Source organism: Streptococcus oralis (assembly GCF_023110435.1).
GTDB lineage: Bacteria > Bacillota > Bacilli > Lactobacillales > Streptococcaceae > Streptococcus > Streptococcus oralis_CF.
In genome coordinates this window covers 100,511-115,719 of record NZ_JALDWB010000002.1, presented here as the reverse complement: position 1 = coordinate 115,719, position 15,209 = coordinate 100,511, and the positions used below count along the sequence as shown (strand labels likewise).

The 15,209-nt window shown below is 42.2% G+C and carries 12 protein-coding genes; all 12 read right to left on the bottom strand.

Translation table 11 applies throughout. From position 1 onward, the window contains the following. Window positions 1-61: 61 nt before the first annotated feature. The 12 genes from M1F97_RS04775 to nrdF all read right to left on the bottom strand — a co-directional run bounded on the left by M1F97_RS04775 (window position 62) and on the right by nrdF (window position 15,199). A complete protein-coding gene (locus tag M1F97_RS04775) occupies window positions 62-1,048 on the bottom strand; it encodes a rhodanese-related sulfurtransferase (protein ID WP_247944372.1) in 987 nt (328 codons plus the stop codon). A gap of 131 nt (window positions 1,049-1,179) precedes the next feature. Further along, complete coding sequence (locus tag M1F97_RS04770; RefSeq protein WP_247944371.1) at window positions 1,180-1,476, bottom strand: bacteriocin immunity protein; 297 nt, start codon at window positions 1,474-1,476, stop codon at window positions 1,180-1,182. A gap of 68 nt (window positions 1,477-1,544) precedes the next feature. After that, window positions 1,545-2,234 carry a CPBP family intramembrane glutamic endopeptidase gene (locus M1F97_RS04765; RefSeq protein WP_247944370.1) on the bottom strand — a complete coding sequence of 230 codons (690 nt, stop codon included), beginning with the start codon at window positions 2,232-2,234 and terminating at the stop codon, window positions 1,545-1,547. A 160-nt stretch (window positions 2,235-2,394) separates the two neighbouring features. Continuing rightward, window positions 2,395-3,879, bottom strand: coding sequence for an ABC transporter substrate-binding protein (locus M1F97_RS04760; protein ID WP_000800423.1), 1,485 nt, complete (start codon window positions 3,877-3,879; stop codon window positions 2,395-2,397). A 108-nt stretch (window positions 3,880-3,987) separates the two neighbouring features. Then, a complete protein-coding gene (locus tag M1F97_RS04755; RefSeq protein ID WP_247944369.1) occupies window positions 3,988-4,908 on the bottom strand; it encodes a carbohydrate ABC transporter permease in 921 nt (306 codons plus the stop codon). Window positions 4,909-4,921: 13 nt separating this feature from the next. Next, window positions 4,922-5,851 (bottom strand): ABC transporter permease, encoded by a 930-nt coding sequence (locus tag M1F97_RS04750; protein WP_000714584.1) that lies wholly within the window; start codon window positions 5,849-5,851, stop codon window positions 4,922-4,924. A 206-nt stretch (window positions 5,852-6,057) separates the two neighbouring features. Then, window positions 6,058-7,176 (bottom strand): DUF4767 domain-containing protein, encoded by a 1,119-nt coding sequence (locus M1F97_RS04745; RefSeq protein ID WP_247944368.1) that lies wholly within the window; start codon window positions 7,174-7,176, stop codon window positions 6,058-6,060. A 113-nt stretch (window positions 7,177-7,289) separates the two neighbouring features. Next, window positions 7,290-9,170 (bottom strand): beta-N-acetylhexosaminidase, encoded by a 1,881-nt coding sequence (locus M1F97_RS04740; RefSeq protein WP_247944367.1) that lies wholly within the window; start codon window positions 9,168-9,170, stop codon window positions 7,290-7,292. Then, on the bottom strand, window positions 9,164-10,033 hold the full coding sequence (locus tag M1F97_RS04735) for an ROK family protein (RefSeq protein WP_247944366.1): 870 nt from the start codon (window positions 10,031-10,033) through the stop codon (window positions 9,164-9,166). The genes M1F97_RS04740 and M1F97_RS04735 overlap by 7 nt, the downstream gene beginning before the upstream one ends. A gap of 96 nt (window positions 10,034-10,129) precedes the next feature. After that, window positions 10,130-12,775, bottom strand: a complete 2,646-nt coding sequence (locus M1F97_RS04730; protein ID WP_247944365.1) for an alpha-mannosidase — start codon at window positions 12,773-12,775, stop codon at window positions 10,130-10,132. A gap of 55 nt (window positions 12,776-12,830) precedes the next feature. Next, window positions 12,831-14,111, bottom strand: coding sequence for a glycoside hydrolase family 125 protein (locus tag M1F97_RS04725; RefSeq protein ID WP_247944364.1), 1,281 nt, complete (start codon window positions 14,109-14,111; stop codon window positions 12,831-12,833). 137 nt (window positions 14,112-14,248) lie between these two features. Beyond that, the gene (gene nrdF, locus M1F97_RS04720) at window positions 14,249-15,199 is read right to left on the bottom strand and encodes a class 1b ribonucleoside-diphosphate reductase subunit beta (RefSeq protein WP_169446939.1); all 951 of its coding nucleotides are present in this window, start codon (window positions 15,197-15,199) and stop codon (window positions 14,249-14,251) included. Window positions 15,200-15,209: the final 10 nt, after the last annotated feature.

Sequence of the window (15,209 nt, the reverse complement as noted above, 5' to 3'; positions counted from 1 at the left end):
ACAAATTTTAGATTTTTAGATAAAAAGCATAGAAAAACAGCCCCTGAGGAGCTGTTTGATGTTATACAGTAGCGACTTGATCCAAGCTTTCACCGATAGCTGCTAGGCGCTCGAGCACCTCTGCTTGTGTCAATTCATTTTCTGAAACATAGCGGTTGCGTGGGTGAACACGACACTCGTGTGAGCATCCACGAAGGTACTTGTCTTCATTTTCTTCTGATGTTAGGATACGACGGTTACAGAAGGGATTTCCACAGTTGACATAGCGTTCACATGGTGTTCCATCAAACCAGTCTTTTCCTACGATGGTTGGATTGACATGGTTGACATCGACTGCGATACGCTCGTCAAAGACGTACATTTTCCCATCCCAAAGCTCGCCTTGAACTTCTGGGTCTTTACCATAGGTTGCGATTCCTCCGTGCAATTGGCCGACATCTTTGTAGCCTTCACGGACCATCCAGCCTGAGAATTTCTCACAGCGAACTCCACCTGTACAGTAAACTACGACACGCTTGTCCATGAATTTTTCCTTGTTGTCACGAACCCATTGTGGCAACTCACGGAAGTTGCGGATGTCTGGGCGGATAGCACCACGGAAGTGTCCTAGGTCGTACTCATAATCGTTACGTGTGTCAAGGACCACTGTTTTTTCGTCAAGAAGGGCTTCTTTAAACTCTTTTGGAGACAAGTAAGCACCTGTTGTTTCAAGTGGGTTGATGTCGTTGTCAAAGTCGTTGTCTTCCAAACCAAGGTGGACAATTTCTTTCTTGTAACGAACAAACATCTTCTTAAAAGCTTGTTCACTTTCTTCATCAATCTTGAACCAGAGGTCTTCCATTCCTGGGAGGCTGTGAACGTAGTCCATGTATTTTTGAGTTGTTTCGTAGTCACCTGAAACGGTTCCGTTGATTCCCTCGTCAGCGACTAGGATGCGGCCTTTAAGGCCGATTGATTTACAGAAAGCCAGGTGGTCTGCAGCAAATTGCTCTGCGTTTTCAATTGGAGTATAAAGGTAGTAAAGTAAGACACGAATATCTTTTGCCATAAGATTTGTTCTCTTTTCTATTCTTAAATTTTCAGAATTTTTCATTCAACTATACTAGTATATCCACTCAGGAAAACAAATGCAATTTATTTGACCGGAAATTGTATAGAGAGACCTGCCACTGCACTTCATCAGTAACCATACCGAATTGCAGATAATTCTCTCAATTTTTTGATTTGCTTAGCTTGACTTTCTGACAAACTTAGCTTGTTATCAATCAACACACGTGAGATGTCAACGTTCATTTGGCTCAGAATAAATGGAGTAGAAGTTCCATCATCCTCTAATCGTTTTTTATAAATCACTAATTGATTTTTCAAGGGAGAAAGTTGAGGCGCATCCTTTATATCTTCCAATAGATAATCAATGATGGTCATCGCTTCACAACGTCTTTCACTTCCTCCAGCAAACCATTTTAATGGTGTCATTCTCATTTTCCTCCTGAAATTCGCTTATAAATTGAAAAACTATAATTCCTAACTCTCATGCTAATATTTTACCCAAACACCCTATGTAAAAAAGTCAGCAAAAATGGCAAGGTCGCTACAATATTATTGATCACATGCACCGCATAGGAAGGATAAATGCTCTTGGTATAACGAGTCAAACCAGCAAAGATGATTCCAAATGTTGCAAAGACGAAGATATCTAACAGACTAGGAAAATTTGAAAAATGAGGGAGAGCAAACAAAATAGACGGAAGGATCAAATCAAGACCAAATCTCGAATCTTTAAAGAAGGCATGTTGAAGTAATCCTCTATAGAGCAACTCTTCCATCAATGGCCCCAGAAAGAACAAGGTTATATAGAGACCTAGCTCGGCAAAGTTAGTCCCACTATAACCGATCAATACGGCCCAACCTTCAGCAGTTGACTGAACGTGTCTAGCTGTTTGAATATTAAAAAATATATGAGCTACCGCTACTAGGGCTGTTAGGATTGAATACCAGAGCCATTTTTTTCTCGAAACGCGAAAGAGATAGCCATGGCCTGTCTTAACAAGAATCCCAATCATGACTCCACTAAATAGCAAACTCAAGATATTTCGAATCCAGAAGAAATTTCCTATCTGAGAAGAAAATTGCCAATAGTTTTGGACAATAAGCGTCAGCTGAGAAAGGCCAAATACGAAAAATAGATAAGAGAAGACAGCACTCATTTTGAAAAGAAGGCGATATTTTTTCATAATAAATCCTCTATAGATGTATGTGTATCACATCGTATAAACCCTAAGAACCACTGTTTTCATTTTTACATCCTAAAAATCACTACCTCCCCTAGAGAACTAAGGAAGGCAGTGATCACATTTTTAGGAATTAGGAATGAATACACGAAATCAATCGATCTTATGATTTTTTGTTTTTCAAGAATTCGTCGTATTGTTTTTGCATTTCGTTCAATACTTTTTCGTAGGCACCTTCAGATTTCAATTTTTCCATCAATTCTGGAATAGCTTTATCTGGGTCTACAGTACCAGTGTTGATAGCTGTATCGAATTGTTGCATTGTGTTAGAGATTGCTGAGATTTCAGATTTCACGCTATCAGTGTTAAAGATGAATCCAAGCGCTGGAGATTCTTTAGCTTCTGCCAATTGTTTCTTAGAATCTTCGATTTGTTGGTCTGTAACGTTTTCGTTGATGTAAAGGATCCAGTTGTTACCAGTGTTCCAACCTGACATGTGAGTGTTTCCTTTGTAGGCATCAAGAACGCGTACACGGTTTTCTTTACCTTCAACTTTTTCCCAGTTCTTACCTTCTGGACCATAAACAAGACCATTCAAGAGTTCTGGGTTCGTGTTCAAGAGGTTCAACACTTCCATTGATTTTTCTTTGTTCTTAGAGTTGTTTGAGATAACAAAGTTAGCAACTTGTGTTGTTTGGTTTTTCTTGATAAAGTTAGTGATTGGTTTGATTTGGATATCTTTGTTGGCAACACGAGAGAGCAAGCTGTTACCGTAGTCAGCTGGTCCTACTGTTTCTTCACGAACGAACCAAGTATCTTGTTGAAGGTCAAATGAAGTGTCGCTTGTTGCTACGTCTTTTGGAATGTATCCTGCTTCATAGAATTTGTGAAGAGTCTTCAAGTGTTCTTTGAAACGAGGTACTTCGTAACGGTTTACGATCTTAGTAGTGTCTCCTTCAAGGTCGATAACGAATGGAAGTCCATTTGGTACTGGGTAGTCAAAGTTATCAGATGGGATAAAGTTCTTCGTAACCGCAAATGGTACTACGTCTGGAGCTTTTTCTTTGATTTGTTTCAAGACTGGTTCAAGTGTTTCGTATGAAGTGACACCTGAAATGTCAATGCCATATTTGGCAAGAAGAGCGCCATTGAAGGCAAAGTTTTGAGATGATGCAACGTTGGCTGCAACTGGAACAGCGTAGATTTTACCGTTTACAGTGTTCCCTTTGATGTAAGCTGGGTCAAGTGCTTTGTAAAGCTCTGCTCCTTCTTTCTTGTACAATTCTGTCAAGTCAGCGTAAGCACCTTTTTGAGCATTTACAACATAGTTATCTGCAAAGGCAATATCGTAGTTTTCACCTGATGATGTGATAACTGACATTTTCTTACCGTAGTCACCCCATCCAAGGTATTGGATATCCAATTTAGCACCAACTTTTTCTTCGATGATTTTGTTGGCATTTTCTAGCAATTCATCCAAGTTATCTGGTTTGTCACCGATTTGGTACATTTTAAGAACAGGCTTGTCACCTGAAGCTGAGTCAGCAGCTTTTTTGTTGTTACCTGAGAGGTTTCCACAAGCGGCAAGGCTTGCAGCCAAAGCGACTACGCTAGCAGATGCAAAAGCATATTTTTTCCAGTTTTTCATGATAAAAACTCCTTTTTTTATTTTTAAACTTATAAACGATTTAATAATTTGTAACTTCAGTCACTAATATGAAGTTGGGAAGGGAGAAACGATGTTTCTCAGCAAGAGCTATTCTTTCACACCACCGATCGTCAACCCTTTAACAAAGTAGCGTTGGAAGAATGGATACAGAATCGCGATTGGAAGGGTTGCAACCACAACCATGGCCATACGTCCTGTTTCTTTTGGAAGAGCAACACCCAGTTGACCAGAAAGGCCGACTGCTTTAGCAATGTAGTCCATATTTTGCTGGATTTGCATGAGCAAATATTGCAATGGATACAAGTTGTCACTCTTGATATAAAGAAGGGCGTTGAACCAGTCGTTCCAGAAACCAAGAGCTGTCAAAAGCGTGATGGTTGCGATACCTGGAAGTGACAATGGCAAACAAATCTGGAAGAAGATCCGAGCTTCACTGGCACCATCGATACGAGCAGATTCGAGAATGGCTTCTGGAATGGTCTTCTTGAAGAAGGAACGCATCAAGATGATGTTGAATGGTGAGAGTAGCATTGGAACAATCAAGGCCCAAACGGTATCACCAAGTTGAAGCAAACGAGTCACCACGATATAGCCTGGCACCAAACCAGCGTTGAACAACATACTAAGAAGGGCAAAGATAGTAAAGAATCTGCGATACTTAAAGGTTGTCCGTGAGATGGCGTAGGCATAAGTGGTTGTGATGAAGACGTTGGTCACTGTCCCGACTACTGTTACAAAGACTGAGATAAAGAGCGCTTGGAGGATTTTATCCTTAAACTGAGCCAAGAACTCAAAACCATCTAATCCAAACTGTGATGGGAAAAAGCTATATCCATACTGGAGGATGCTCTTTTCGTCTGTCACCGAAATGATAATAACGAAGATAAAGGGCAAGATACAAGAAAGAGCGATCAAACCAGAGATAATACTAAAGAAGATATCTGCTTTCTTACTGAAGGAGTGAATGCCGACATTATCGATTTTTTCTTTTTTAATTTTTTCTGCCATGCTTTCCTCCTTTCTAGAATAGTGCTGAATTTGGATCGACTCGTCTTGCAAGCAAGTTTGATAGGATAACCAGAATCAAACCGACAACGGATTGGTAAAGACCGGCTGCTGAAGCCATACCGATATCTGCTGTCTGAGTCAAACCATTAAAGACATATACATCCAAAACGTTGGTTACATTGTAAAGCTGACCAGCATTGTGTGGAATTTGATAGAAGAGACCAAAGTCTGCACGGAAGATATTTCCGACTGCAAGGATGGTCAAGACTGTTACAAGTGGAGTCAACTGAGGAATGGTTACATTGCGAATACGTTGCCACTTGCTAGCCCCGTCCACTGTTGCTGCTTCGTAATAGGTTGGATCAATTCCCATGATTGTCGCATAGTACATGACACTGCTATATCCAAAGCCTTTCCAAATACCTAGGAAAAGGAGAAGGTATGGCCAAATGCCTAAGTCAGCGTAGAAGTTGACTTCCTTCATGCCAATGGACGTTAGGAAATGGTTGAAGACCCCTTTGTCAATGTTTAGGAAGGCATCTGTAAAGAAACTGATGATAACCCATGACAGGAAGTAAGGGAACAACATAGACGTTTGGAAAATCTTAACCATTCTCTTAGAGCGAAGCTCGCTAAGGATGATGGCAATCCCTACTGATACAATCAAACCGATAAAGATAAACCCGAGATTGTAAAGAACAGTATTTCGAGTAATGATAAAGGCATCTTTTGAACTAAACAAGAATCTGAAATTATCTAACCCGACCCATTTACTATTCACAATACTATCTATGAAACCATTACTGGTCATATGGTAGTCTTTAAAGGCGACCACATTCCCAAATACTGGAATGTAAAAGAATAGAATCAGCCAGAGAGCCCCTGGTAAAACCATCAAGAGAAAGATCCAGTTATCTCTCAAGGTCTTTGAAAACTTTTTCATAATTTCCTCCCTTTTTATTCCTAAAAACTGATTCTATCGAATTTTTAGGTTTGATAACGATTACATTATTAGTATACTCCTATTTGAAGGTCAGTTTAAACTACTAATTATAGAAAAAACTCCACAAATTATTTTATGTGGAGAAGTTTTTTATAAGAAATAGGTTTCACGAGAAACACTTTGCATACGATAAGTGTATTTCCGCTTTACTGATTGAAAACTTGTTCCAATATTGAGTGATGAAACTCGACAAAATGAACCTGGCCATTTATGATAGCCCCTGATTCGTTTTTCTCAATCTCTGGTCTTCCTTCGGTTTGTAAAAGAGCAGGATTGCCATCCTTGTAGCCAAAGAGAATCACCTCTGTCTCTGCTTCATTCACATAGCAAGCTAGGATATCAAACCGCCCAGAACCTGAACCTGCAATATAGCCATACCATTTAAAAGTATAATTCACCCCATCTACTTGCCCAAATTGCATTATCTGGTCTGGCACTGCAAGTCCATAGTAATTACCATAGGTGACCAAATTAGTTGACTTAAATCTTTCACCTTTACTATCCGAGTAGGATTCCATGGCTGTTTTTATCTTGTCTATTAAAGAACTATTATCTGTATCTGGCTCGCTCTCTGTAGTTACACTTGTTTTTAATAGAAATTCCTTAAAACGTTGCGCTAAATCTGTATTCTCAGTCTCTTCAAAATTTGCAGTAGGGATAGTTTCCAGTGTCTTATCGGTATGCAAGACCTGTACTTGCCCATCCTTCAGTGTAAATAGGTAGAAATGTTTATCCTGATTGTCATAGTAAGCATCCAAAATCAAGTAGTCATAAGCATTGTCACTCGATACTCCAAAAACATTCCATTTGACACTTTTCTGAGAGACTGTTGTAGTTTCTAATTTTTTGATTAGTTCATTTTTTTCATCAAAGTTTGCATGCTCTAGTCTATGATAGGACTGCCCCATAGAAGAAGCCCAGCTTGCAAACTCTTCCTCCCACTTTTCAGTATTGTATTGAATTAGTTTCTGAAAATCCGAGTAGTTCTTCATAATCAAGGCTTGGTCAGTCGGATTAGATAACTCGAGTTCTTCCATGGCTGTAACCGTAGCAGCCATCGGTGATTGAACAGTTGCAGCCTCGACTTCTTTTTCGTGCGAAAGAGCCTTTTGATAGGAATCTGCTAAATAGTGAAAATAGTTGGTTGTCTCCTTGGTTTGTTGCTCCCTTGATATTGACGGACTAGGTGCTCTATCCTCTGTCGATTTATGGCAGGCAGATAAGACTAGCACACTCGCACCTAGAACTAGTAGTAGCTTTTTCATGGTCAGACCTCCAAACTATCTTTCTACCTTCATTATACTCCTTCCCTATCTCCAAATCAAAAAAACATCTCCATGTATTTAAAAGGAGATGTTTAACTATCTGTGATAAATTTCTAGGTCGTATAAATCGTCGAAGCTGTCGCAATGGTGTGCCACTGGTTAGCTGTTGTGGCTGCAAAGTCCTTGTCTCCATAAAAATCGTTAAATGGAAGGATTTCGACTTCTAATTCTTCGATGCGGTCAATCTGACCTGCCAGATAACACTCAATGCGACTCTCTGCTCGCTTGATTCTTTGTAAGAGTCCGCCCATACGGATATCGACCGTATCCAAACCAAAGACCTTGTTTTCTTTCAGCCATTGTTGGCTAAAGAGTTTGTGGAAAGTTTCAATCTCACTTCTGAGTTTTGGTAATTCTTCTCTGGCGATTTGCTGCAAACTGACTTTGTCACCGACTTTATAAGTTTCACGAATGCGTCTTCCCACATCTACTTTGCTACTTAAAATGCCGTTCAACTGGGCCTGAGTTTCAAATAGATAAGAGTAGGCACTAGCTTTTTCTTTGATTTCAGCAAGGGTCTCCGCAGCATGCGCAAAGTGCGGCTTGTCTTGTTCAGGTGTTATGTGTAGGTCAAGGATCGGGCAGAGAACATCCTGATAAAAGACATAGCGGTTGGGATTGATACCACTGAGATTGCCTGGCAGGTCTGGCAAGAGGTTGGCAAGGTCAATCTGCATGAAGTCCTCAACTGATAGACCTGTATTGGTCTTGAAGTGAGCAGACAAACGGTCTAGGTCATTGCGGTAGCTGAGTTCTGCCCAGATTTGCAAACTTGGCAGGATAGAAAATTGAGCTGTCTCACCACCATTGTCCCCCCAACCCGTCACGATGACTTCTTTAATCTGATTAGCACGACAGGCTTTATTGGCCTCGATAGCCACTAGACGGCTGAAATGGTTGTTGGGTGTGAAACCAATCCACTTCCAAGCTCCCCCTGCAAAGGCAAGGTCATGACTAATCTTGTGATGATTGCGGAAGTTGCGGTTGTATTTTTCCTCGCTATCCTGATAATAATCCCAGTAAACCAAGGTCACGCGGTCTTTGAGACGGTCTAGGTAGACACGAGTTTCCTCAGGAATCTCCACGTCACGGTCGTACTGGCCATCCGCTGACATGAGTTTAAAGAACATATCGCTCCACATCTGGCAGTGGAAACCATACTTGTCAGCAATATCCAGCACGCGCTCCAAGTGTTGGCACATGAGGAGACTACGGTCCACAACACCGTTCAAAATGAGGTAGCGTCCCAAGCCAACCAAGTGGGCTTCGTCCATCCCGATATTGACCTTGCGAGTCTGCAGTTTAGACAGAGTGGCAAACATCCCATCAATCAGGTCATAAACCTTTTCTTCGTCAATAAGGAGAATGTCCTCCACATCACGGAGTTCCTGCACTTCTTTGACACCCCATTTAACGAAGGCCGACAAATGAGCCAAGGTCTGGATGCAAGGCACAAAGGTCATGTCAAACTGCTGGGCGTAGGCTTCGATTTCCTGCAACTCCTCAGCCGAATAGGCACCACGGAAATAACCAAAGTAGGGTTGCCCCTCAATTTGATAAGTGTCTTCCATATAAAGCTCAAAGGTTGAGTAGCCCATGAGAGCCAAGACCTCAATCATCTGTTTGGCAGAAGTCACATTTAGCACTGCATTTCGCGAACAGTCTGCCATGTAGGCCAAATATTCATAAGCCGCATGCTCCTCAATCTCGACCTTGTCACCTTCTACTAGAGCTGTTGCAAGAACTGACAAGGCGCGATAGAGTTGATGGGGTTTGCGATAAGTCAGGTGATAGTGTCCCCCCTCACCCTTGATAGAGATAGAGGCTTGGTCAGACTGAGCGACAGCTACCTCTACATCTGGCAGAGAAATGTGATTTTTTAATGTTTCAATAGCTTGCGTTTGTTTGGGACTAAGTCCTGTAAAAATTACCATTGATTTTCCTCCTGTAGCCAGTTGACAAGGGCACCGTAGAGATTGGCATCTGCATGATAGGTGCAGGCTTGGATAACAGGTGCGACCGTGTATTCTTCATAGGTTTCGACAAATTCATCGACAGCTTTTTTGACCCCTTGGATAAAGTCGGGGTTTTGGCTGATAGAGCCACCCAGACTAATGACATCTGGGTCGATGAGATACTGGATATTGAGCAAGCCTTGAGCCAGATTACGGTTCATGCGCTCAATGGCTTCTTGGCAAAGGGCATTGCCTGCTGCAGCTTCTTGGTAAATCTTGCGGCCGTCCCAGTCAGTCTGACCTGACTTTTCAATTACGTAGCGAACCATGTTTCCTGTAGATGCTAGTAGCGACCAGTTGTTGAGTTTTTCAGCTGGTTCAATGGTTGTCATATAGCCAAACTCACCACCTAAGCCGTGGCGACCACGGTGAAGTTTGCCATTGATAATCATAGCTCCGCCGATTCCAGTCCCAATCACGACACAGGCTGCATTTTCAATCTCTGGGTGAGCTAGCAATTCACTCAGTCCAACACAGTTGGCATCATTTTCTAGATGGATAGGGAGTTGATGATGAGCAAGAGCTTCATACCAAGAAAAGCCATGGATGTAAGGTACAGCACTGATTCCCTCAATCACACCTGTTTCTTGATTGACCGCACCTGGAACGCTCATAGCAATGCCGTTATAATCTTGCCCTGACAAGCGCTGGTCTAGCCAAGCCAGTAAAGCTTCCAAGTTTTCTGGCGTCAGTGTACTTGTCTTATCTAGTATTTTTCCATCAGGAGTCAGACTGGCAAACTTAATCCCAGTCCCTCCGATATCAATGGTTGCAATCGTCATATTATCACCAAAAAAGGGACGAATCAGTAGTTAATCCTTACTCTTTCGCCCCTCCTTTCTATCTCATAGTATTAGTTATAGAACACTTTATAACTATTAAATTTCTTCTTTTTTAATCAATTCTGTACGAATTTCTTGTGGAGCCAATAGTTCTGAATGAACTGGATATGGTCGCTCAAGTAAGTCAAGAATAGTTTGTTGGTGTTCAGATATGCGCACATTTTCTTGGCTCATATTGTAGTAACGAAGTACATATCCTTCTTCATTTTCAGCTACCTTAAAGGCTGTCGGGCAGACTTGTGGCAAGCTGAGTGCCGCATGACTCAAGAGGCTACCAGTCGCAGCAACACTTCCTTCTTGTTTAGCAACCTGAAGACTAGTGAACGGTGTTTGGAAGGCTTTGGCACGACGGAAGGCCGAGAAGCGTTCCCCTGCTTGGTGGCATTCAAGCGCAAACTCGACTTCAAACTCACGCAAGCACTGAGCCTCTGGCGTTGGGAAGTAACCCCAGTCACCTAACTCACCTGAGGCACGAAGGATGGTCACGGCAATGGTATCATCTCCAAGGATTTCATACTCGTGCAATCCTTTATTTGCCACCGTCACACCCTTTTCATCATCATAAAGGCTGACAAAGGCTTGTTGGTGTTGAGGATTTTCAGGATTTTCCCATGAAGCCGCTGGTTTATTTGGTCGTGTCACTACCTCATAGATGCTTTCAGAGTCATTGCTTGGACGTGTGTTATGAGTCTTAACCAAGAGACGGATACGGTGGTCCTTGGCTGTGTTAGTAAAGCGAGTCTTGAAGCGGATTTGTGGATTATCAACAAAGACGGTCATCTCTGTTTCAAGAAGAATGCTTGTCCATTCATCTGAACGTCCAGCTTCACGCGTCATAAACTCGATGATGCCTCTTTGTTCTGCATCCAATTTTTCGTCTGCACTTACTGGAATTGTCAATTCATGCTTGAGCAAGATCTTGGCAAAACGAGCTGTATTTTCCAAGACCTCATAGCCTTTCAGCTCGGCGTAGATAGGCTCTGTTCCTTTTGGTTGGAAATAGATGTACTCATTTCCAATGTCACCACGTTCTTCAAAGCGAATAACATCTTCATAAGCTTCATGAGTTGTCTTGTCGTAGACCGTGATGTTTTCATCCACGCTTACCGTTACAAATGGCGTATCAATCACTCCATTTTGGTAAATACCGTCACGGTGTTCTTGTTCCCCTTCAAGCAATTGGAAGGTTGTCCAAGAGAGAGGTGTTAGATGAACAGGCACTGTCACGCGCACTTGTCGAGCGATACGAGCTTGACGGAACTTGTCTTTTGGTAAATCGTACTCAAAGTTAGCTCCCAGATCTTCGATTTTCGCTTCTATTGCATGCCCTTCTAAGTCTTCGACACGGTAACTTGGCAAGGTCAAGGCTGCCATCTTCTTATAGCCTTCTGTTGGGTGCAATTCCTTGAAATCACAAGTCGCCACATCAATCACTGTGCTAACAGTGTCAACCTTGTCATGCAAGCCTGTATTGATAACCATAAAGAGATGGTCGCTTTGCGCTTCCTGAGTTGCAATTTTACCCTTCCACTCATTGAGAAGGTTAGTTTTCACAAAGTTAGCAACTTGGTTAACCTTGGCAAAACGTGTCTCCATCTCGCGGTGAACTTCGTCCACGCTACAGCCACAGATACTATCATGGGGCGCATTTTGTAGAAGGACTTTCCAAGCATAGGTCAACTGGTCCTTGTGGTTGTGGCCGCCAGTGATGACAATCAATGGTTCCACTACTTGTTCTAGCAGGTTGCTATTTTCTTGGAAAGCTTGTTTGAGGTAAATCCGTGATGAAGAAGTGTTAGCCAGTGTATACCAACCATCTGTTTCCTGACTGGTCAACTCACCTGTAACGGTAGATAGTTGCTCAGGCAGAGCACTTTCTACTGCGTGGATATAGTCATCAAAGGAACTATGCACAAAGGTCACATCTGGGAAGAGTTCATTTGCCACACGAATGGCTTCGCTCAGATTTCTCTGTACAGGCTGGTGGTCACATCCGTTCATCATCAACCATTGGTTGGTCGAAGCGTAGTCACGTACGTCTGCCAATTTTTGTTTCCAAAAGGCCAGGGCTTCATCCTTATCAACAGGGATTTCATTCCCATTACTGTACCAGTTGGCAAAGAGGATGCCAAGGACACGACTTCCATCAGCACCCTGCCAGTACATTTCTGAAAACTGGGAAGTAAACTGCTCATCTTCGAGGACTTGGTTGTCAAATCCAATCGGCTTCACACCACGGCCAAAGGCTGCCACGTGAATGCCTGATTTTTGAAGGATTTGGGGAGCTTGTCCCATATTTCCAAAGGTATCTGGGAAATAACCAATCTGGGTTGATTTGCCCCATTTTGCACATTCTGCTTGACCAATCAAGGTATTGCGGACGTTGGCTTCGCTGGAAATCAAGTAATCATCCTGCAAGATGTAAAAGGGACCAATTTTGAGTTTGCCTTGGTCGATGTAACCTTGGACTTTGTCGCGATTTTCAGGACGAATTTCCAAGTAGTCATCGAGGACAATGGTTTGGCCATCCAAGTGGAAACTCTTGAACTCAGGGTCATTTTCAAAGAGATCAAAAAGATTGTCAAATAACTCCACCAACTGCATACGGTGGCTTTCAAAAGGTAAGTACCACTCACGGTCCCAGTGACTATGTGAGATAATATGTACGACAACATTTTCCATGAAGTAAAACCTCATTCTAACTTAAATTTTTATTTTTATCTAACTAAAGAACTGACTAGCGAATATCTAGATAATCCAAGACTAACTCACAGAACATCATATTGGCCCAAGAGAACCATTCGCGAGAGTAGAGCGTTGGATCATCTACGTGGAAGCTTTCATGCATGACACCTGTGCCACCATCGCAGGCAACCAGCTGATCGAGCAAGAATTTCTTCTCCGCCTTATCTCTTGTTGTCAAGCCCTGGATAGAAAGGGCGATTGGCCAGATATAGCGATAGAAGGTATGGGAACTTCCAAGACCACTAGCGTATTCTCCTTGGTAGAAGTATGGATTTTCAGGGCTCAGAATGGTGCGGCGTGTGGCTTGATACACTTCATCGTCAATCGCACAGTAACCAAGATATGGAGCAGCCAGTAGACTTGGTACGTTTGGATCATCCATGATGCTGGCATTTCCTAGACCATCCACTTCAAAGGCGTAAATCTTTTCGCCCTTGCTATTGGTGGTGTAGGCATAGTTTTCGATACCTGCTTGGATCTCTGCTTGCAGACGTTTAGCATCTGCGATGACACTCTCGCTATCAGCTAGGTTCAGTTCTGCAAAGATTTCTTGGACATACCCCAAGACAACGACTGCAAACATATTGGACGGAATCAAATAGCTATACTGACAGCAGTCATCACTCGGACGAAAGGCTGACCAGGTCATACCTGTCACGGCAAAGTCAGGTCCAAAGCCATCATTTACCAGCGTATCTTCCTTGCGGTCTGTATCCCGAACAAAACGATAAGGAGAGTTGTTGTGATCTTGCTCTACCGTCCAGAGATGAAGGATTTCCTTGGTTGCTGTGACAAAAGTTTCATCAAACTGACTGGTTTCGCCAGTCTCTTTCCAAAGGAGATAAGCCAACTGCAAAGGATAGCAAAGCGAGTCCACCTCATACTTGCGCTCCCAAATCCAGCCGTTAAGATCTGTGTGGTCTGTCTCATGGTGACCCTTCCAGTTCTCCTCAATGTTAAAGGAATTGGCATAAGGATCCTTGAGCACCAAGGTCATCTGACGCTTAACCAAACCTGCAATGGTCTGACGCAGGAGGACATCTCTTTTAGCCACATGCAGGTAGGGTCTGAGTTGGGCTGTCGAGTCCCGAAGCCACATGGCAGGAATATCCCCTGTCAGTACAAAGGTCGAACCATCTTCTAGGATTTCGACCGTATTGTCCAAGGTGTCGGTGTAGCAACGCTCAAAGACATCCACCCACTCCGGATGGTCCTTGGCCCGCTCCGCTACTTCGTCCAGCCATTCTCTAACAATTTCTTTCGAATAAATCATCGTGCAGTTTCCTCTTTCAAACAAGTTTCATGTTCAGTATAAAAAAAAACGCCTCCAAAAGATATACACAAACTAAAGGCGTTTTGAAACAAACTTATGAAAAAAATTAAGTAGAGATTCCTATTGTTTCATTTATTCTAAAAATCATAGTCATCATCTAGCATTGCTTCTGCATTTCCCATTAGATACCCCGCACCCACTTGAGAAAAGAAATCGTGATTAGCAGTTTCAATCGAAATACCATTCATGACAATTGGATTCACATCAAACGCTGTGATATTCGAAAAATAACTTTGAAAACCCATATTTTGTAGCGCTTTATTGGCATTGTATTTAACAAATACCTTTATTTCTTCTGCCAAACCAATAGGTGCATAGACTTCATCTGTATATGCAAACTCATTTTCCAAAAGATCATCTAAAAAACGATACATCCAAGTTGTGAACTCATGTTGTTCTGCCTCTGAGAGCTCATCAAAAGTTAAGCGAAACTTATATCCCAGATAAGTCCCATGTACAGATTCATCCCTAATTACTAATTTGATTAACTCTGCTAGATTAGCTAGTTTATTTTGTCCACGATACCAAAGCGGTATGAAAAAGTTGCTATAATATAGGATTCCTTCTAAAAACACACTCGCAACCATCACCTGTAGAGGGGTTCCATGCTGATACATCTCATTTATCTTTTGGGCCTTATACTGCATTTTAGGATCCTGATTCATCCAATCATATATTTTCTCAATTTCCTTAAAAGTATTTAACGAAATCAATATGGTACCGTATGTCTTAGCATGGATAGATTCCATAAATGTAAAATCACTCAGAACCGCTCTCTCCTTGCGAGTTCGAACGTGCTGTTTAATAGAATACAAGCCCTCTTCGGATTGAAGCGTATCAAGCAAAGCCAAGCCTCCAACCGCTTTCTTGACAATCTCTTTTTCCGGATCTGATAGTTGCTTCCAATCAAGCCAGTCATTTGATACTGGAACACGAGTATCAATCCAAAATTGTGCCGTAGCTTTATCCCAAACATAGTCGTCTAACTCATCCTCGACTTCTTTCCAATTCAATGTCCGATGTAACATATAAATCCTC